A 19,698-nucleotide genomic window follows, 5' to 3' on the forward strand; every position below is an offset into this window, starting at 1 on the left:
CGTTCCTGTGAGCCGGCCTCTGCCGGGGGCTTTCCCGGCCGCGCGGCCCTGCGAGTCGCTAGGATTCAACTATGGATGCCGCACGCCCTGACGATAGCCGTGGACCGCAGGAGAACCTCACCGGTGCGAAGGGCCTGCCCGAGCGGCCGGCCCTGGACCGGGAAACCCTGTCTGATGCCAACTTCCTCGCCGCCACCGGCATCGCCCAGCTGACGGTCGTGGAGACAACCGGGTCCACCAATGCCGACCTGCTGCGGGCCGTAACCGTGGATCCCAGGGCCTGGCCCGACCTGGCAGTCCTGACGGCGGAGCATCAGACTGCCGCCCGCGGCCGCCTGGACCGCGCCTGGGAAGCGCCCGCCCGCAGCTCCGTGCTGGTCTCGCTGGTGCTGCGGCCCGTTAATGCTGACGGCCGCCCCCTGCCCACCCAGACCTACTCATGGCTGTCCCTTCTGGCCGCCGTCGCGCTGCGCGACGCCCTGAATGAGACAGCGGGAATTCCCGCTGACCTGAAGTGGCCGAACGATGTCCTGGTTCGCGGCGGGAAAATTGCCGGCATCCTCGCCCAGCTCGGTCCCCTGGGCGACGGCTCGGTGCCGCCCGTCATCCTTGGCACGGGCCTGAACGTCACCCTCACCCAGGACGAGTTGCCGGTGCCCACCGCCACCTCCGTCCAGCTTCAAGGTGCCGGAACTGTGGACCGCACCGCGCTGCTGAAGAGCTACCTGTCCCGTTTTTGCACGCTGTACCGCAGCTTCTGCAATGCCGACGGCGACGCCACGGCCGGCCTGGCCGGCGGCCCGTCGCTGCACAAGCGCGTCGAAACGGCCATGGTCACCCTGGGCCAGCAGGTCCGCGCCCAGCTGCCGGGCGACCACGAAATCATCGGCCACGCTTCCCGGCTTGATGACTCGGGCTCCTTGCTGGTGGTGGACGCCTCAGCCCATGAGCACGTGGTGACTGCGGGAGACGTGGTCCACCTGCGGCCGTGGTCACCGGAGAGGTCTGCCAAGCACGGCGCCGACAAGCACGGCGCCGACAAGGACAGCGCCGATGGGCGCACCTCCAAGCATGGCTCTGACAAGCAGGGGTCCGGCGAAAGCGGTTATGCGTAAGGAACTTCTTCCGGGCGAGCAGGTCATCGTGGTGACCCGCCCGCAGCCCAGGGTGCTGTTCCTCCCGGCGGCGGTATTCATTGTGGTGCCCGCCCTTGCGGCATTTGCGAGCGCGTGGATTATCCGCGGCGGCCTGTCCGCGCTGGCCCCGGCCGTAACCGCGGAATGGACGTTTTGGGCGGTGGCCGGCTGCGTGCTTATTGGCCTGTGGATCCTCCTGGGATACTGCCTGCCCCGGCTGCTGCGGTGGCAGGCCACACGGTATTACCTGACCAGCCAGCGGGTCCTGGCACGCCACGGCATGCTCCGCCGCCGGGACCGGCAGGTTTTCCTGGCCTCAGTGCGTAATGTCACAATCAGCCAGTCGATGCTCCAGCGGATGTTGCGTTCGGGGAATATATCCTTGGATGCCGGGCACCATTTCGGCGCAGTGCTGAAGGACGTGCCGGAGGTTGCCACCTTCCACAGGTTCTTGCTGGATGCCCTTGATGAGCTTCCGGACGACGAACCATTTGGATTGGGTCAGGCGCCGGATGAGCCCGGTGCCCGGTTTCCGCGTGATGTGAGAGAAGGTGGAAGAGATGAACGATGAGGATCAGCGCGGCGGCCTGGAGGCAGGCACGCATGAGGCCGGCACCGACGGGGCCGGCGCGCTCGGCACCGGTCACCGGGAGGTGGCTGACGCCGTCGTCGAAAATCCGCCCACCGGTACCCTGTCCGCGGAGCGAATAGCGGCAAAAGCCCTCGAAGCAAGGCTTCTGGGCGGGGAACGCAAGCTGCGCCGGCGCGAGGTGGCGGGCGGCGTTGGCCTGTCGCTGCTCTCGGCTCGCAAGCTGTGGCGTGCACTGGGTTTCCCCAACTTCGGTGACGACGACGTCGCCTTCACCGAACGCGACCAGGCCGCCCTGTCCACGGCCGTGGGCATGGTCAGGGCCGGAATGCTCACCGAGGAGGCCGCCATCTCGGTGACCCGTGCCATCGGGCAGATGACGGACCGCATGGTGGTGTGGCAGATCGAGGCGCTGGTTGAGGACATGGTCCACGAGCAGGGGCTCACGGACGCCCAGGCCCGCAAGCGGCTGGTCCATGAACTGCCGGCCCTGGTGGATCCCCTCGAGGAGATGCTTGTCTACTCCTGGCGGCGCCAGCTCAATGCCGGCGTGCAGCGGCTGGCCGTCCGGGCGGAAGCCGGCCTGCAGGCCAGCGAGGAAGGCCGCGAGGGTGACGAGGACGACGCGCCGCTTCCGCTGGCGCGTGCCGTGGGCTTCGCCGACCTGGTGTCCTACACGAGCCTGTCCCGCCGGATGAACGAAAAGACCCTCGCCAAACTGGTGCAGCGGTTCGAGAACAAGTGCGCGGAAATCATTTCCGTGGGCGGCGGCCGGCTGGTGAAAACCGTGGGCGACGAAGTCCTCTACATCGCCGAGACGCCGGCAGCGGGCGCCGAGATCTCCCTTGCCCTGGCCGAAGCGTTCACCCGGGACGAGATCCTGCCCGAGGCACGGGTTGCCATGGTCTGGGGCCGCATCCTCTCCCGTCTGGGCGACATTTACGGGCCCACCGTCAACCTTGCCGCCCGCCTCACCACGCTCGCCGATCCGGGCACCGTGCTGGTCGACTCGATGACGGCTGCCGCGCTGGACCAGGACGAGCGGTTCGTGCTCATTCCCCAGGACGTGGAAAACGTCCGGGGATTCGGGGAGATCCAGCCGGTCACCCTGGCCCGGGGACGCGGCAAGGGCCTGGTCCTGGACTAGGGTAGTCCTCCCCATCGCCCGGGCCGGGCTGCGCAGGTAGGCTGGCCGGGTAACGGACGGCCACAGGGCTGTTCTTGGACAAGCCGCCGGCGCCCATGTAATAGTCGAGACTCAAAATTGTTCCGGCGTCTCTATGGGGGAGTGGCGGAATGTCACCGGCCCGTGATGAACATCAGGGGCCAGTAAGCCGCGCTCAGGCGGCCGTGATTTCAGGGGAATAATAACGCTGTGTCAACTTTGTTCGGCAAGCTGGGGCTGAGGAAACGCCGCAACAGGATCGTCACCGGAACCGTCTCTTCCGCTGCCGCCGCAGCGCTGGTGGCCGGTGCCGTGATCCACCCGGGGTTCAAGACAACCGAGGTTGACCTTAACGACGGCGGCGTCTGGGTGGTCAGCAAGGCCCGCAACGCCGTCGGCCGGCTCAACTACCCCTCGCGGGTCCTTGACGGTGCCGTGACCCCGGCCAGCACCACGTTCGATGTCCTGCAGAATGCGGGCAAGGTGTTCGTCGACGACGAATCGGGTTCCACCCTGAACCAGGTGTCCGCCGCCAACATGAGGCTGGGCGGCGACAAGAAGCTTCCCGGCTCGGCACAGGTGAGCGTCGGCGCCGACGTCATCTCGGTCACCGACCCTTCCTCCGGCAAGATGTGGGCCATGTCCCCGTCAACCGTCAACGCTTTCGACGAGGAGTCCAGCGAGCCCGCCGTGGCCGGTTCCCAGGGCCTCGTGTCCGCCGTCGGCCCGGATGACCGGGTCTATTCGGCGGATCCGAAGTCGGGGCAGGTGACTGTGACCACTGTGGACGCCGCGGGGGCAGCCACCGATACAGAGCACAGCACGTGGGACGGGCTGAAGGGCGCCGGGGACCTCCAGCTCGCCGTCGTGGGGGACCAGCCTGTGGTCCTGGACGCAGCCGCAGGAAAACTGTTCCTGCCCGGCGGGCGCGAAGTGCCGCTGGCCGACGCGAGGGAGGCAAAGCTCCAGCAGTCAGGGCCGGCGTCAGACTCCGTGGCCGTGGCCACCGGCAAGGCGCTCCTCAAACAGCCGCTGAACGGCTCCGCCGCGAAGACCGTGACGTTCGGCGGCCAGGGCGTGCCGGCAGCGCCGGTGCAGCTGGGCGGCTGCGTCCACGCCGCATGGTCCGGGGCGAACAAGTATGTCCGGGACTGCGCCAATGCGTCCGACAACAAGAACGTGGCAGTGCCCAAAGCCAGCGCGTCGCCCAGCTACGTGTTCCGCGTTAACCGGGATGTCGTGGTTTTGAACGACGTGAACTCGGGAAACGTGTGGCTGGTCAACCAGAACATGCAGCTGGTCAACAACTGGGACGACGTTGTCCCGCCCAAGAACCAGGCTGACGACCCGGATGAGGAGTCGGCCGACGACAACACCATCAACGTTCTGCCGGACCGCACCAAACCGAACCGTCCCCCCGAAACGAAACCCGACGTCGTCGGCGTCCGGCCGGGACGGACCACCGTCCTGAGCGTTCTCGACAACGACTCCGACCCCGACGGCGACGTACTGACCGCATCACTCGGTGCCGAAGGCCCGCACGCCGGGAGCATCGAGAGCATCTACGGCGGGTCCGCCTTCCAGATCACGGTGCCGGCCGATGCGACGCCGGGGACCGAGACCTTCGACTACACCGCGGCGGACGGCCGCGGCCTGTCCGCCGGCGGCAAAGTAAGCCTGAACGTCGTCGGGCCGGACGAAAACAGGCCCCCGGCCTTCAAGCGCGGCGACCCCACCACACTCCTGGTGGAGCAGGGCAAGACCGTCAGCCAGAACATCCTCACCGACTGGGCCGATCCCGACGGCGACGACCTCGTCCTGATGTCAGCCACCGCCGACAACGAACAGGACCAGGTCAAGGTCCGCCGCGACGGTCTGCTCACCTTCCAGGATTCCGGCGCCTCGGCCGGCAAGAAAAGCGTCACCGTAACCGTCTGGGACGGCCGCGCCACCACCACGGGAAAGGTGGTGGTCAACGTCCAGCCGCCGGGAGCACTCGCTCCCGTGGTCAACGCTGACCACGTCACGGCAGTGGTAGGCCAGGACCTGGTCATCGCGCCGTTGAAGAACGACGTCGATCCCAACGGCGGCGCCTTGCGCCTCGCCCAGGTGGAAGCCAGCGGAGCTGCGGAACTGGGCCCGGTCACCGACGGCGGCACCTTCACCTTCCGCAGCCGGACGCCGGGCCCGGTCTACCTGACGTATCTGGCCAGCAACGGACCGCAAAGCAGCCAGGGCCTCATCCGGGTGGATGTGGAATCCGGCAAGGACTCCGGAAACCCCGTCGCGGTCCATGACGTGGCACTCCTGCCGGTGGGCGGCAGCGTGCTGCTGGACCCGCTGGCCAACGACTCGGACCCGTCCGGGGGCGTCCTGGTCCTGCAGTCGGTCGCGGTGCCGGAGAACGCCACGGCGTCGGTGAGCGTGATCGACCACAGCGTCCTGCGGATCACCGACATCGCCGGCACCAAGGACCCGTTCCTGTTCCGCTACACGATGTCCAACGGCAAGTCTTCCGCCACCGGAAGCGTCTCGGTGGTGCCTGTTCCCGCCCCGGCTGTGGTGGAGGCCCCGCAGCCCAAGCCAGATGAGGTCAACGTCCGCGTCAACGACGTCGTGACCATCCCGGTCCTGGACAATGACACCCACCCGCAGGGCGAAAAGCTGACTGTTGACCCGGTCCTGCCGCAGGCCGTCCCGGCGGAGGACGGGAAGGGCTTCGTCTCGGAGAACACCCTCCGCTTCATCGCCGGGAGCCAGCCCAAGACCGTGCGCGCCATCTACAACGCGGTGGATCCGCAGGGCCAGAAGAGCGCCGCCGCCGTCACCATCCACATCCTGCCGCTGGAAGGCGCCGAAAACTCCCGCCCGCAACCCAAGAACCTGACGGCCCGGGTGGTGGCCGCGGGCACGGTGCGCATTCCGGTGCCGCTGGACGGCATTGACCCCGACGGCGACTCCGTCCAGCTGACCGGCATCGACAGCACGCCCGGTATGGGCACCGCAACGGCCGGCAGCAACTTCATCGACTTCGTGGCGGCCGGAAACGGCGCCGGAACCGATACGTTCCGCTACAAGGTCGTGGACCGGCAGGGAGCCGTGAACACCGGCACCGTCACCGTGGGCATCGCGCCCCGCAGCGACACCAACCAGAAGCCCACACCGGTGGACGACCAGGTAAAGGTCCGGCCCGGGCGGCAGATCGCCGTCGACGCTGCCGGCAACGACACCGATCCGGACGGGGACCTGATCCGGATCCTCACCGACGGCATCGAAGCCGATGCCGCGCTCAAGGCCACGGTCAGCAAGCAAAGCGGCCGTATCCTGCTGCAGGCACCGGCCGCAGAAGGTACCGTCAACGTCCGCTACACCGTGGCCGACGAACGCGGAGCCTCCGCGCAGGCAGCCATCAGGATGGTGGTGGACAGCAACGTCCCGCTGCAGGCACCGATCGCCCGGGATGACCGGGTGACGTCCGCGCAGACGCTCGGTAAGACCGCCGTCGACGTCCCCGTCCTCAAGAACGACGAGGACCCTGACGGCGTGGGTGAGAACCTCAAGATCAGCAGCGCGGCCGAGACGGCGCGCCCGGGGCCGGACGGCAACATGATCGTCGGCCTGACCGAGCAGCCACAACTGGTGCCCTACACGGTTGAGGACGTCGACGGCCAGAAGTCGACGGCGATCATCTGGGTGCCGGGCCTGGGCCAGCAGGTTCCCACCCTTGCCAAGGACGAGGTCCTCGAAGTCGTCGCGGGCCAGTCCGTGACCGCAGACCTCGCCGAATGGGTCAAGGTGCGGGACGGCCGTTCGCCCCGCCTGACCCAGACCGACCGGATCAAGCTCATCGGTGCGGACGGGAGCAACCCGGTGGCCGGCAACGGCACCGCCGTCAAATACACCGCGGACAGGGACTACGTGGGCCCGGGGTCCATCACCTTCGAAGTGACGGACGGCTCCGGCCCGGACGACCCCGCCGGACTCAAGTCCACCCTGAGCATCCGCACCAAGGTGCTGCCGGACCCCAACCGCAACAACCCGCCGGTGCTGCTCGGCGGCTCGGTGGATGTTCCGCTGGGTGACTCCGCCGCCGCTGACCTGGCCAAACTGACCACCGACCCCGATGGCGACGACGCCGCGAACATGAAGTACGAGATCGCCGGCGCGGTTTCCCAGGGCTTCAACGTGGCCATTGAGGGCGCGTCCCTCAAAGTTTCGGCGAAGGACGGCACAAGGACAGGAGACGGGGGTGCCGTGCAGGTGACGGCGAAGGACCCGCGCGGCCTTGAATCCACCGCCACGTTCCGGCTCGCCGTCACGGCAACCAACCGGGCCAAGCCCGTCGCCAACGACGACGTCGAGGAAAACGCCGCGGCGGGCAAGCCGGTGACAGTCAAGGTGCTGGCGAACGATGCCAACCCCTTCCCCGATACCCCGCTGAAAATCATCGGCGTCGCCACCGAAACGGGCCAGGGCACGGCCGCCATCAGCGGCGACTCCGTGACGGTCACGCCGTCCGCCGGGTTCTCCGGCACCCTGATTGTGTCCTACACCGTGGGGGACAAGACCGAGGACTCGTCCCGGTACGCGACCGCCCGGATCCGGCTCACGGTCAAGGACAAGCCGCTCGCCCCCACCACGCCCCAGGCGCAGAGCGTTGGTGACCGGACTGCGCTGCTGAACTGGACGGCGCCGGCCGACCGGGGATCGCCGATCACCAAGTACACGGTGTACGGCGAAGGCGGCTACAAACAGGACTGCCCGGCCAACTCGTGCACCCTGGACAACCTCGTGAACAACACCAAATACCACTTCCAGGTGACCGCGACGAACGAATTCGGCGAGTCCGACCGTTCACCGGCTTCGGCTGAGGTCCGGCCCGACGTAAAGCCGGAAATGCCGCTGGCTCCGTCGCTGAAGTTCGGCGACAAGCAGCTCTCCATCGCCTGGAAGGCGCCGGCCAGCAAGGGGTCGCCGGTCAAGTCCTACGACCTTGAAATCTCGCCGGCACCCAGTGGCCAGAATCCGCAGATCCAGAACCTGACATCCACCAGTTACGTCTGGAAGGGTCTCACCAACGGCGTGGCCTACAAGGTGCGTGTCCTCGCCAGGAATGATGCCAAGGACCCGTCGGAATGGAGCACCTACTCCGCGGCCGAGGTGCCGGCCGGCGTGCCTGTGACGCCGGCGGCCCCCACCGCGGCGGGGGCCGGTTCCGTGGGTCCACAGTCCCAGCTGAACGTCAGCTGGACGGCCCCAAACAACAATGGCGACGCCGTCTCCGCCTACACGCTGACCACCTTGCGGGGCGGGTCCGTGGTCAAGAGCCAGAAGGTGGCTTCCGGAACGTCGCTGAACGTCACGGTGGACAACTCCGAAGCTGACTACGCATTCACGGTTTCCGCCACGAACAAGGCCGGTACGTCCGGGACCAGTGCACAGTCGGCACCGGTCCGCGCCGCCGGCAAGCCGGGGACGGTGGACGGCGGAACTGTGCGGGCGAACGGTAAGGACGGCCAGCTGGACGTTACGTTCACGCCGCTCACGGAGGCGCAGCGGAACGGTTCCCAGGCGTCAGAGATCAGTTACCGCTGGTCCACGGCGTACGGATCCGGTCCGATCAGCACTGGCGGGGGGACTATCACCGGCCAGCCGAATGGCCGGGACGTGACGGTTAACATCATCGCCGCCTCCACTAAGAACAACGTGTCCGGCGACGGCAAGGCCATAGGCTCAGGCAACCCGTACGCGCCGCCGAACGCGCCGAACGTCACCGGCCAAAGGTCCGCCAAGGGCGATGGTGACGTGCACTGGACCTGGAACAACCCGGCGAGCAACGGGCGCGCCATCACGCGGTTCGAGGTGAGCTTCGACGGCGGCGGCTGGATCAGCGTCGGACTGAGCAACCGCTACGACCGCCCGGCGGGAGGCTGGGACAGCACCCACTCGCTGCGCGTCAGGGCGTTCACTGTGGTCTACGGACAGGCCGGCAGTGACAGTGCTACCAGCGGAGCGGATCCGACGCCCCCGCTCACCGAGGTCAGGGTCAAGCGGTCGGACAACAACAGCTGCCCCGGCAAGCCCGGTGTCCCCGACCGGTACGACGCCGCCACCCGCAGCTGCGGCGGCAGCGACGCCAACTGGGTGTCATATTCCGACGGCTGGATCGCCACCCCCTGCTGGTCCGATATCTACAACAACGGAAGCCGCTGGTACCTGATGAACGACGGGCCGCACTCCGGCTGGTACGTCAAGGGCATCACCGTGGACCTCCGTGGCCCCGGCGTGGGCCAGTGCTGACCGTGCCGGACCACCGCCTGCTGAGAACGAATACGCCTGGAATGACACAGAAAAGGACCAACCATGACAATGACTAGCGAGCAGGCCGCCTGGTTTGCTGGGACGTTCGAGAAGCTCGTCGCCAACGTGGGCCAGGCTGTCCTGGGCAAGGCGCACGTCATCCGTCTGACCTTCACCGCGATGCTGGCGGAGGGCCACGTCCTCTTCGAAGATGCCCCTGGCACTGGAAAGACCTCGTTGGCCCGTGCGCTGGCGGCCACCGTCCAGGGGTCCAACAGCCGCATCCAGTTCACGCCGGACCTGCTGCCCTCTGACGTCACCGGTGTGACCATCTACGACCAGAAGACCCAGAAGTTCGAATTCCACAAGGGGCCGATCTTCAGCAACATCGTGCTTGCCGACGAAATCAACCGGGCCTCGCCCAAGACGCAGTCGGCGCTGCTGGAAGTCATGGAGGAGTCCCGCGTCACCGTGGACGGCACCACCTACGAAGCCGGCCGGCCGTTCATGGTGCTGGCCACGCAGAACCCGATCGAGCAGGCCGGCACCTACCGGCTGCCCGAGGCCCAGCTGGACCGCTTCCTGATCAAGACCTCCATCGGATACCCGGACCACGCCTCCACCGTCCAGCTCCTGGGCGGAACCAACCTAAAGGACCGGTCCCGGGACCTGCAGCCGGTCATCACCACACAGGCAGTGGCCGACATGGCGGACCTCGCCGCCACCACGCACGTCGACACCGCCGTGCTGGAGTACATCTCCCGGCTCTGCGAGGAGACCCGCAACGCTCCGGAGACCCGCCTGGGCGTGTCGGTGCGCGGCGCCCTCGCCATGGTCCGGGCCGCCAAGGTCTGGGCCGCGGGCCAGGGACGCAACTTCGTCCTGCCGGACGACATCAAGGACCTCGCCGGCGTCGTCTGGACCCACCGTCTCGTGATGGACCCCGAAGCCGAGTTCTCCGGGGCAACGGCCGAAGCCGTTCTGGGACGCGTCCTGGCCGATGTCGCAGCGCCGCAGCAGCGCGCCGCCGTTTAAAGTGCAGCGCTTTAGGGTGCAGGCATCCAAAGTTCGGCTGCCCAGGACAGGGCTGCCCCGAATGCGGCCGCCCGGGCTGCGGCCCCAGGGCCGCCCGTCCAGGGTGTGGTCGGATGCCGCCGGCACCGCGCGCCTGGCGCTGGGTCCCGCCTGGCGGATAGCCGGCGGCGTATGGGGCCGCCACGTCCGGCCCGTCCTGTCCGTGGTCAGCGTCCTGGGCTGGTCGGTGCTGGCCGCCGCGGTTCTCCTGTGGGCGGCCGGAAGCGCCTACGGCTGGCAGGAAGCCAAGGCGGCGGCCATTGCGGCGCTGGTGCTTTTCGTCATCGCCGTCGGCTTCATCCTGGGACGGTCCTCCTACGGTGTGGTGCTCGACCTCGCCCGGACCAGGGTGGCCGTGGGGGACAGCGCCGTCGGAAGCATCGCCGTGTCCAACACCTCTGCCCGGCCGCTCCTGCCCGCCGACCTCGAACTGCCCGTCGGGGCAGCCACCGCCGTCTTCCACCTCCCGCGGATGAAGCCGCAGCAGGTGCAAGAGGACCTCTTCACCATCCCCACGGCGCGCAGGGCCGTCATCGTGGTGGGTCCGGTGCGCTCCGTCCGGGCCGATCCGCTGCACCTGCTCCGCCGGCAGGTGCTCTGGACGGAACCGGAGGACCTCTACGTGCACCCCCGGACTGTTGCGCTGGCCGGTTCCGCCGCCGGGTTCATCCGCGACCTGGAGGGCATGCCCACCACGGAGCTGTCCAGCGCGGACGTTTCCTTCCACGCGCTGCGCGACTACGTCCCGGGGGACGACCGGCGGCACATCCACTGGAAAACCACAGCCCGAACCAACAAGCTCATGGTCCGCCAGTTTGAAGAAACCCGCCGCGCGCATCTGGCCATCTCGCTGTCCATCAACACGGATGAATACGCGTCGGACGAGGAATTCGAGCTGGCCATATCGGCAGCAGCGTCGATCGGCCGCCAGGCCATCCGCGAACAGCGCGAGCTGGACGTCCTGACGCAGGCCGGTCCGCTGCGCTGCGAGACCGGCCGCAACATGCTGGACGACATGACCCGGATCGTCGGCACTCCGCTCCGGAAGAGCACCGTAGACCTCGCCCGCACACTGGCCGACACGGTGCCCAACGCCTCGGTGGTCTTCCTCGTCGCGGGCAGCCAAGTGACGCCCACCCAGCTGCGCTCGGCCGCCGCCTCGGTGCCGCCCGGCGTCCGCAGCCTCGCCGTGCTCGTTGACCTTGGCGCTGCGCCGGCCCGCGCCAACATTGGCGACCTGACCGTCCTCACGGTCGGTGACCTCTCCGACCTTCCCTCCGTCCTGCGAAAGGCTGCAGCATGAGTGAGGCCCCCGGTCTCCGCCCCCGCCGTTCAGACAGCGCCCGCCGTTCGGCCCGGCCCGCTGCCGCGTCCGCGTTCGCGGACGGCCGGCCGCGGTGGCATTTTGTGCTCGACGGCGGTGCCCTCACCATGCTGCTCGGGCTGGGTATCCTCGGGTTCAGCCTTAGCTTCGGCGGCGACCCCCATTACCTGGTTGCCGGTTTTGGCGGGATCATCCTGGGCCTGGCCATCGCTGCCGGCAACGCCCATTTCCGGCTGGGCCTGCTGATCACCACGGCCCTGGCCTTCGGCGGTTACCTGGTACTGGGGACGGCCCTCGCCGTCCCCGACGCCGCAGTGGCTGGAATCCTGCCCAGCCTGGAATCCCTGCGCACGCTGCTGCTCGGCGTCGTCTTCTCCTGGAAGGACATGCTCACCGTCGGAGTGCCCGTGGGCACCGCAGGCGGCGTGCTGATCGTCCCCTTCCTGAGCTCACTCATCACGGCAGCCGCCGCCGGCGTCCTCACATGGCGGATCCGGAGCCCCTACTGGCCGCTGCTGCCGGTCCTGGTCCTGTTCGTCACGGGCATCGCCTTCAGCACCAACGCCGGGTTCCTGACCGTGGAACGGGGCATCGCGCTGACGGTGGTGGGCATCGCCTGGGCCACCTTCCGGCGCGACGCCCTTCGCCGGCACGACACCCACAAGGTCTCGGTGAACCGTCCCCCGCACGACGCCGGCACTGCCGGGAAGGCGCGCATGCGCCGCTTGGCGGCCGGAGCCGCAGTCCTGGCGGCGACGGTGGGCATCACCACGGCGGTATCGCCGCTGATCGCCGCCGGTGACGAGCGGCGAGTCCTCCGCAACGTCGTCGTACCGCCCTTTGACCCCAAGGCCTACGTCACGCCGCTGGCGAGCTTCCGCAACTTCGTCAAGGACAAGAAGGACGACGCCCTGTTCACCGTCAAGGGGCTGCCGAAAGACGCGCGGGTCCGGCTCGGGGCACTCGATTCCTTCAACGGCACCAACTACAGCATGGATCCGAACGGCTCCGGCAGCTTCAGCAAGGTGGGCGATGCGAAGTCGATCAACACGCTCGCCGGTTCCACGGACTCGGTGCCGACGAACGACTACAGCCTGGACATCACCATTGATGACTACCAGGGCTACTTCGTCCCGGGCGGCCGGAAGACCACCGGGCTGAGCTTTGGCCCGGGCTCATCCGCCGCCGCCTCGGGGCTGTACTTCAACTCCGGAACCGACACCGCGGTGACCACCCAGGGCCTGTCCCGGGGCGATTCCTACACCGTCCAGGTCTCGGACCCGGTGAAGCTCGAGCATGGGCAACTGACGCAATACGACTTCGCCAAGGTCAGCCTGCCCGACACCACCGACGTGCCGCCGGTGGTGGGCGCCCAGGCAAACGACCTCGCTGCGGACGCCCCGACCGCCGCGGACCAGGTCCGTCAGATCGAGGCCCACTTCCAGAAGAAGGGTGCCTTCAGCAACGGGCTCATCGCCGACGGGCAGCTCCCGAGCGTCTCGGGGCACGGCGCGGCGCGCATCCGCGACCTACTGACCGCCAAGCAGATGCTGGGCGACGATGAGCAGTATGCCGTGGCGATGTCCCTGATGCTTCGCCATTTGGGCATCCCCTCGCGCGTGGTGATGGGCTTCTATCCCGACCCGAAGAGCCCGGAGAACGGTGCCGGCGAAATCAGGATCCTGGGCAAGGACGTCCATGCCTGGGTGGAGGTGGCCTTCGACCGCGTGGGCTGGGTGGCCTTCGACCCCACCCCGCCCAAGGACAACGTTCCCATCCCGCCCGATCCGGAAAACAAGTCCAAGCCCAAGCCCCAGGTCCTGCAGCCGCCGCCACCGCCGCAGGAACCGGCCGACCTGCCGCCGGACTCCTCTCCCGACGCCCTCGACGCCGACGAGAAGAAAAACAACCCCTGGCTTATCTGGGGTCCCATCCTCACCGCCATCGGCATCGCCATGATTCCCGCAGGCATCCTCGCACTGCCGCTGCTGCTCATCGCCCTGCTCAAGTCCCGGCGCCGGAAGGCCCGCTTCACCGGCGGCGATCCTGCCCAGCGGGTCGGAGGCGGCTGGAACGAGGTCCTCAGCCTGGCAACGGACATGGGTGCCAATGTGGACAAGCGTGCAACCAGGCGGGAAACGGCGGCGGTAGTCGCTGAGGCGTTCCCCGCCACCGGCACCACCACAACCCTGCTCGCGCACCGGGCTGACGCCTCCATCTTCGGGGCGGTCCAGCCGAGCGAGGACGAGGTGCGGGAGTACTGGGACGTCGTGGACGGCTCGCTCAGGGAGATGACCGGAACCGTTGGCTTCTGGCGGCGCCAGCAGGCGCGGTTCTCGCCACGGTCGCTGCTGGCTGAGGCCCGGGCGGCCCTGGCCGCGCGGGGGTTCCGGCGGTGAACGGCGAGGGGCCCGGAGCTGCCGGGGGAACAGACCGGTGCCTGCGCTGTGGGCAGCCTGTCCTGGCCGGGGCGAGCTTTTGCGGTGCGTGCGGCACCCCGCTGCCCAACAGGGGAGCCATGCCCAGCCGGGGCGGGAGGCAAGCCGTTCCGATTCCCGGTAGCATCCCGGTAGGGCTGGGGGAAGGATCGGACATGTCAGGCACTCTTGCGCTGGTTCCAGCGGCGCCGGGCAAACGCCTCGGCGCAGCCGTCCTCGACTGGCTTGCGCCGGTGGCCATCCTGACGGTTCTGCTGTCGTTCGGGTTCGCAGGCATCACCAGCACGCGGAGCGCCGGACTCATCATCTACGACACAAGCCTGCTGGCGCTCCTTGGAAGCATCGGAGCCGGACTGGCGCTTGTCTACGCGTTCGCCGTCGCAACTGTCGAGGGCCGCTCAGGCAACACCATCGGCAACCGGCTGATGGGCATCCGCAGCGCCGACAAGGACGGCTACGCGCCGGGCCTCGGGGCTGTGTTCCTGCGGGGCATCGTGACCGGCGCCGGCATCCTGCTGGCCGTCCTTGCCTCGGTACTGGTGGCCGTCTTCAAGTGGTTCGATGCCGCCCCGCTGATCCTCGGTCCGCTGCTGCTTCTCGGAACGGCCTGGGCCGCCGTCGTTGTGGTATCCAGCGCCTGGGACCGGAACGGCAAGCTCCGCGGATGGCACGACCGTGCGGCCAAGACCCTTGTGTTCGACGTCGTGAACGGCCGCAATCCCGTGGCCACCGGCGGCATCGAAGGCCCGTACAGCTTTGCACCCCTGGACCTGCCCCCGGTGCAGCACGTGGCATCCCCGGTGGCTTCCCGGACGCCGGTTGTCCCGGGCCCGGTTGCTTCCGAAACCCCGGTTGAGCCGCTCCCGCCTGCGGCCCATGCTGTTCACCTCGATACTGCTGCTCATCCGGAAACTGCTGCTCACCCGGACGATGCGATGGACCGCACCCAGGTCCGCGCCGGCGTGCGCCAGGACGCGCCTGAGGCGGTGCTGAGGATAACGCTCGACGACGGCCGCGACTTCCGCCTGGAACGGACCGTCCTGATCGGACGCAATCCGGCACCCGCCGCCGGGGAATCGCAGGCACAGCTGCTGCCGGTCCCGGACCCCGGCAGGACCATTTCCAAGACACACCTCCACCTGCTCACGGACGGCACTGGCCTCTGGGTCACCGACCGGCATTCGACCAACGGCAGCGCCGTCACCACACCCGACGGCATGCGCACGGCGCTGCAGCCGGGCGTGCCCGCATATGTCAGCCCCGGAACCACAGTTCATTTCGGGGACCGCACCTTCAACGTAGGACACGCATGAATTCACAGCAGGTGGCCGGAACTCCAGGGACCGGCGGCGAGCCGGGCCTCAGGCTGAGCTACGGCTACGGAACGGACCGGGGCCTTCGCCGCGAGCTCAATGAGGACTCGTACATAGCCTCGGATCCTGTGTTCGCCGTCGCTGACGGCATGGGCGGCCACGAAGCCGGCGAGGTAGCCAGCGGCATGTGCGTGCGGGCGCTGGCACAATTGCCGCAACTGGCCACGGGGGAGCGGACAGCCACCGCGGGAGTGGTGCAGCAGTATCTGTCCAGCGCCGACGAATCGATCCGTTCCGCCACCGGCTCGCGGGCCGGAACGACGCTCAGCGGCGTGGTGGTCGTGGAGCAGATGGGTGTTCCCTACTGGCTGGTTATGAACATCGGGGATTCCCGGACGTACCGGCTGAGCCAGGGCCGGCTCTCGCAGGTCAGCGTGGACCACTCCGAGGTCCAGGAGCTCGTCGAGAGTGGCGAGATCACCGCCGAGGAGGCCGCGGTTCATCCCCGCCGGCACGTCGTGACGCGCGCGCTGGGCGCCGGCGACGAGACTGAAGCCGACTACTGGCTCCTGCCCATTGAGGAAGGTGACCGGATGATGGTGTGCTCGGACGGTCTCAACGGGGAGCTGACGGACGGTCAGATGCTGGAGATCCTCAGCACTGTCGAGGACCCCCAGGAAGCCGTGGATGCCCTGATCCAGGCAGCGCTGAGGCGCGGGGGCCGGGACAACATCACGGTGATCGTCATCGACGCCAGGAACGTGCTCAACGATGCCGGTATCGCGACGACGGCTCCCCGGACCGCCGCCGACGCGGAAGAGGAAGACACGCTGCCGCGTGCCGGCAGCGAGGACGCCGTCAATGGCCGCAGCTAGCTATGTCCCCGGTGGATGGCTGGGCCTCATCCGGTCGGGAACTGCGGTGATCCTCGACCCCGCCACTCCGGCCACGCTGGTCAGCACGGTGTGGGATCTGCTGGCGAAAGGCCCGGACGCAGCCGAGATTCTTCATGCCGTAACCGGAGGATTCGGAGCTCCCCTGTCCGCCAGCCCGTGGTTCGGGATCATCGGGTTCAGTGACTCGCTGCGGGTCTTCCTGCGCGGCGACATCGACCTGACAGTCCAGCTCCCGTCGGGTCCCGTGAACCTCGACGGCCGGAACGTCACCACCTGGACCGAGCGGTGGCTGGATACACCCGAGTGGTTCAGCGTGGCGGTGCCCGAAGCCGCGTCAGGGCAGTCCGCTCCGTCGGGGCCCGGCTCCGTTGCTGGCAAGCCGGCCGGCGCGTTGCCTGTTGCCGAATTGCCCGTGGTGGAAGGGGCAATGCTGCTGCAGTCCCTGCGCGTCAGCCTTACCGGACCCGGACAAGCACTGTCATTCCGGCCGGAAACTGCTGCTCCTGCAATGTCTGTTGCTGCCACGTCTGCGGCTGCAATGTCTGTTGCTGCCACGTCTGCGGCTGCAATGTCTGTTGCTGCCACGTCTGCGGCTGCAATGTCTGTTGCTGCCACGTCTGCGGCTGCAATGTCTGTTGCTGCCACGTCTGCGGCTGCAATGTCTGTTGCTGCCACGTCTATGGAGGCGTCGGCGGAGACTGTCGCCGGGCTGCAGGAAACTGTCACGGGCTTCACCGAGACCGGTGCTGCCGCTGCCGGGACATTGCCCGAGGAAGTCCTGTCCGAGGAAGCACCGTCCCAGGACGCGCCGCCCGAGGAATCACTGAGTCGGGAAGACAGCCCAGCCACCGAATTCACCAGCTCCTACGACCACCTCTGGGACAAGACCGTGGTGCGCAGCATCGAGGACGCCGCCGTGCGGACCGGCGAGGAGGACGACGGCGGTGCTCCCGCAGCCGGGGAGGAGGCAGTTCAGGAAACAGCGGGCCAGGAAGCTGACCTGCCAGACGCTGACCTGCCAGACGCTGACCTGCCAGACGCTGACCTGCCAGACAATGCCGCCCGTGAAGCAGCGCCTCCGGCGCCTCCGTCGGCACCTGCGCTGTCAGGGCTGATCGACTCGGTGCCGTGGGCGACCGGCGGCGACCGTGCCCCGGGACCCCAGGTCCCGCCGTCGTTCGTCCCGCCGTCGTTCTCGGCGCCCAATGCCCAGTCACCGTTCCCGGGACCCCAGGTCCCGCCGTCGCTCCTCTCTGTGCCCGGGCCCCGCGAGGCAGCGGAAGGCGACCACGACGGCCAGACCGTCCTCAAGAGCGCTCTCCCCGCACCCGGGGCCCAGCAGACAGGGCAGAAACCGGAATCCGGCCAGGGCGTTGCCGCAGGCAACGGTCCCCTGGTACTGGCCCGGGTGTGCCCCGGCGGCCACGCCAACCCTCCCACCAGCGGCCAGTGCTTCACCTGCGGGGCGCCGCTTCCGGACGTCGCGAGCCAGGTGCCGCGCCCCCCGCTCGGCCGGCTGCGGCTGTCCACGGGGGAGCTGATCGACCTCGAACAGTCGCTCGTGATCGGGCGGCAGCCGTCCGTGTCCCGGGTCCAGGGCGGCACCATGCCGCGGCTGGTCCAGGTTGCCAGCCCCGGCGGTGACATTTCGAGGTCCCACGTGGAGGTCCGGCTGGAGGGCTGGCACGTCATGCTCTGCGACCTGAAGGCAACCAACGGCACGGTGCTGATCCGCGAGGGCCAGCCGCCGCGGCGCCTTGCCCAGAACGAAATGGCCATTATTTTGGACGGCGACATCGCAGAACTCGGCGATGACGTTTCCTTGCGCTTCGAGGAGATCCTGTGAGTTCCAAGCGGCCGGCGGCGCCACCGCCCCGCATTCCCGGTTTCAACTACGTCAGCCTGCTCGGATCGGGCGGCTTTTCCGACGTCTACCTCTACGAGCAGGACCGGCCTCGCCGCAAGGTTGCCGTGAAGGTCCTGCTGTCCGGCCTTAAGACCGAGGGCGCCCGCCGCCGGTTCGAGTCCGAGGCCAACCTCATGGCCCAGCTGTCCTCGCACCCCTTCATCGTCACCATCTTTGAAGCCGAGGTGACCGAGGACGGGCATTCCTACCTCGCCATGGAGTACTGCTCCCGGCCCAGCCTGGACGTCCGGTACCGCCGGCAGCGCTTCAGCGTGGACGAGGTCCTGGCCGTCGGCATCCAGGTGGCCTCCGCCGTCGAAACGGCGCACCGGGCAGGCATCGCCCACCGTGACATCAAGCCCGCCAACATCCTGGTTACCGACTACAACCGTCCGGCGCTCACCGACTTCGGCATCTCCGGCACGCTGGCCGGCGACGTCGACGAGGACGCCGGGATGTCCATCCCGTGGTCCCCGCCGGAACAGTTCAGGGACGGCAGCGTCGACGGCGTGCTGGTGGACGTGTGGGCCCTCGGCGCCACGCTGTACACGCTGCTCGCCGGACGGTCGCCGTTCGTGCTGCCGGGCGGGGACAACTCCCAGCGTGAGCTCATTTCTCGCATCACCAACATGCCCGTACCCCGGCTGAGCCGCGCCGACGTGCCGGACTCCCTTGAACTGGCCCTGGCAACGGCGATGGCCAAGCCGCCGGCCTCACGCTATTCGTCGGCCCACGCTTTCGCCCTGGCGCTGCAGCGGATCCAGGCCGAGCTCAACCTGTCCGTCACGCCGTTCGAGGTGCTCGAGGAACGCTTGCCGGAGGACGTGCACCTGGACGACGGCGTGGAGGAGACCCGCGTCCGCAACGTCGCGTCCATCGACCCGGACCGGACCGGAAGCGCCCCCACGTTCCCGGCCCGCACCAAGCCGCTGGACGGTGGGCCCGCACCGGCGCCAGGCCCGGTCAGCGGGCAGGCACCGGGCATCCCGCCGTCGGGCTCTGCTGTACCGGCGCCGGGGCCGGCGGCGGACGACTGGGACGACGCCACGGTCCTGCGAAGCAACCAGCCCAAAGCTGCGGAGGATGATGCGCCCGGCCAGCCGGGAGACCAGCCGGCGGACCACGGGAAACGCAACCTGTGGCTCGCCATCTCCGGCGGAACGCTCCTGGCGCTGGCGGTCATCGTGGGCATCGTGATGGCATCGTCCGCGCCGCAGCCGGAGGTCCGGCCCACCGAAACGGTCAGCAAGCCGCCCGCCGACGCCATCGACGACGGGTCCGTGCCCGACGTCGCCAAGCTGGCCGGCAGCGCGGGCGCGCAGGGTAAGGTCCGGTTCACCTGGACCAACCCCCAGCCGAAGCCCGGGGACACCTACAAGTGGCGGATCAAAACGGTCAAAGGCGGCGGAAACTACCTGTCGACGTCGGCCACCCGGGTGGATGTCACGGCGAATCCGGCCGAACCCACCTGCGTCCAGGTGATCATCGTCCGCGCCGACGGATCGGCATCACCCGCCGGCGAGGACTCCATCGCCTGCCTTTAGCACCCCGCAGCGG

Annotated in this window: 11 protein-coding genes; all 11 read left to right on the top strand. The window is 68.4% G+C overall.

Translation table 11 applies throughout. From position 1 onward, the window contains the following. The first annotated feature begins 71 nt into the window (after positions 1–71). The 11 genes from ARGLB_RS10380 (at position 72) to ARGLB_RS10430 (ending at position 19,685) form a co-directional block, all read left to right on the top strand. A complete protein-coding gene (locus ARGLB_RS10380; RefSeq protein ID WP_003801977.1) occupies positions 72–1,115 on the top strand; it encodes a biotin--[acetyl-CoA-carboxylase] ligase in 1,044 nt (347 codons plus the stop codon). Further along, the gene (locus ARGLB_RS10385) at positions 1,108–1,707 is read left to right on the top strand and encodes a PH domain-containing protein (protein ID WP_003801979.1); all 600 of its coding nucleotides are present in this window, start codon (positions 1,108–1,110) and stop codon (positions 1,705–1,707) included. The genes ARGLB_RS10380 and ARGLB_RS10385 overlap by 8 nt, the downstream gene beginning before the upstream one ends. Further along, entirely contained in the window at positions 1,697–2,872 is a 1,176-nt protein-coding gene (locus ARGLB_RS10390; RefSeq protein WP_003801982.1) for an adenylate/guanylate cyclase domain-containing protein, read from the top strand. Before ARGLB_RS10385 ends, ARGLB_RS10390 begins: the two co-directional genes overlap by 11 nt. Before the next feature lie 228 nt (positions 2,873–3,100). Then, positions 3,101–9,190: an Ig-like domain-containing protein gene (locus tag ARGLB_RS10395; protein ID WP_003801984.1), complete on the top strand. Its 6,090-nt coding sequence runs from the start codon at positions 3,101–3,103 to the stop codon at positions 9,188–9,190. Positions 9,191–9,253: 63 nt separating this feature from the next. Further along, positions 9,254–10,225: an AAA family ATPase gene (locus ARGLB_RS10400; protein WP_003801986.1), complete on the top strand. Its 972-nt coding sequence runs from the start codon at positions 9,254–9,256 to the stop codon at positions 10,223–10,225. A gap of 61 nt (positions 10,226–10,286) precedes the next feature. Beyond that, a complete protein-coding gene (locus ARGLB_RS10405) occupies positions 10,287–11,567 on the top strand; it encodes a DUF58 domain-containing protein (RefSeq protein WP_003801989.1) in 1,281 nt (426 codons plus the stop codon). Then, positions 11,564–13,987, top strand: coding sequence for a transglutaminase TgpA family protein (locus ARGLB_RS10410; protein ID WP_043418738.1), 2,424 nt, complete (start codon positions 11,564–11,566; stop codon positions 13,985–13,987). Before ARGLB_RS10405 ends, ARGLB_RS10410 begins: the two co-directional genes overlap by 4 nt. Further along, positions 13,984–15,339, top strand: a complete 1,356-nt coding sequence (locus ARGLB_RS10415) for an RDD family protein (protein ID WP_373279106.1) — start codon at positions 13,984–13,986, stop codon at positions 15,337–15,339. The genes ARGLB_RS10410 and ARGLB_RS10415 overlap by 4 nt, the downstream gene beginning before the upstream one ends. Then, entirely contained in the window at positions 15,336–16,214 is an 879-nt protein-coding gene (locus ARGLB_RS10420; protein WP_003801995.1) for a PP2C family protein-serine/threonine phosphatase, read from the top strand. The genes ARGLB_RS10415 and ARGLB_RS10420 overlap by 4 nt, the downstream gene beginning before the upstream one ends. Then, entirely contained in the window at positions 16,201–18,081 is a 1,881-nt protein-coding gene (locus ARGLB_RS10425) for an FHA domain-containing protein (RefSeq protein WP_003801999.1), read from the top strand. Before ARGLB_RS10420 ends, ARGLB_RS10425 begins: the two co-directional genes overlap by 14 nt. Next, positions 18,078–19,685, top strand: coding sequence for a serine/threonine-protein kinase (locus ARGLB_RS10430; RefSeq protein ID WP_003802000.1), 1,608 nt, complete (start codon positions 18,078–18,080; stop codon positions 19,683–19,685). The genes ARGLB_RS10425 and ARGLB_RS10430 overlap by 4 nt, the downstream gene beginning before the upstream one ends. Positions 19,686–19,698: the final 13 nt, after the last annotated feature.

The organism is Arthrobacter globiformis NBRC 12137 (assembly GCF_000238915.1).
GTDB classification, from domain to species: Bacteria; Actinomycetota; Actinomycetes; order Actinomycetales; family Micrococcaceae; genus Arthrobacter; species Arthrobacter globiformis.

Bases quoted from the DNA above. Each gene is read 5' to 3' on its own strand.
- ARGLB_RS10380 (WP_003801977.1), top strand. From the start codon at position 72: ATGGATGCCGCACGCCCTGACGATAGCCGTGGACCGCAGGAGAACCTC.
- ARGLB_RS10385 (WP_003801979.1), top strand. From the start codon at position 1,108: ATGCGTAAGGAACTTCTTCCGGGCGAGCAGGTCATCGTGGTGACCCGC.
- ARGLB_RS10390 (WP_003801982.1), top strand. From the start codon at position 1,697: ATGAACGATGAGGATCAGCGCGGCGGCCTGGAGGCAGGCACGCATGAG.
- ARGLB_RS10400 (WP_003801986.1), top strand. From the start codon at position 9,254: ATGACAATGACTAGCGAGCAGGCCGCCTGGTTTGCTGGGACGTTCGAG.
- ARGLB_RS10405 (WP_003801989.1), top strand. From the start codon at position 10,287: ATGCGGCCGCCCGGGCTGCGGCCCCAGGGCCGCCCGTCCAGGGTGTGG.
- ARGLB_RS10410 (WP_043418738.1), top strand. From the start codon at position 11,564: ATGAGTGAGGCCCCCGGTCTCCGCCCCCGCCGTTCAGACAGCGCCCGC.
- ARGLB_RS10420 (WP_003801995.1), top strand. From the start codon at position 15,336: ATGAATTCACAGCAGGTGGCCGGAACTCCAGGGACCGGCGGCGAGCCG.
- ARGLB_RS10425 (WP_003801999.1), top strand. From the start codon at position 16,201: ATGGCCGCAGCTAGCTATGTCCCCGGTGGATGGCTGGGCCTCATCCGG.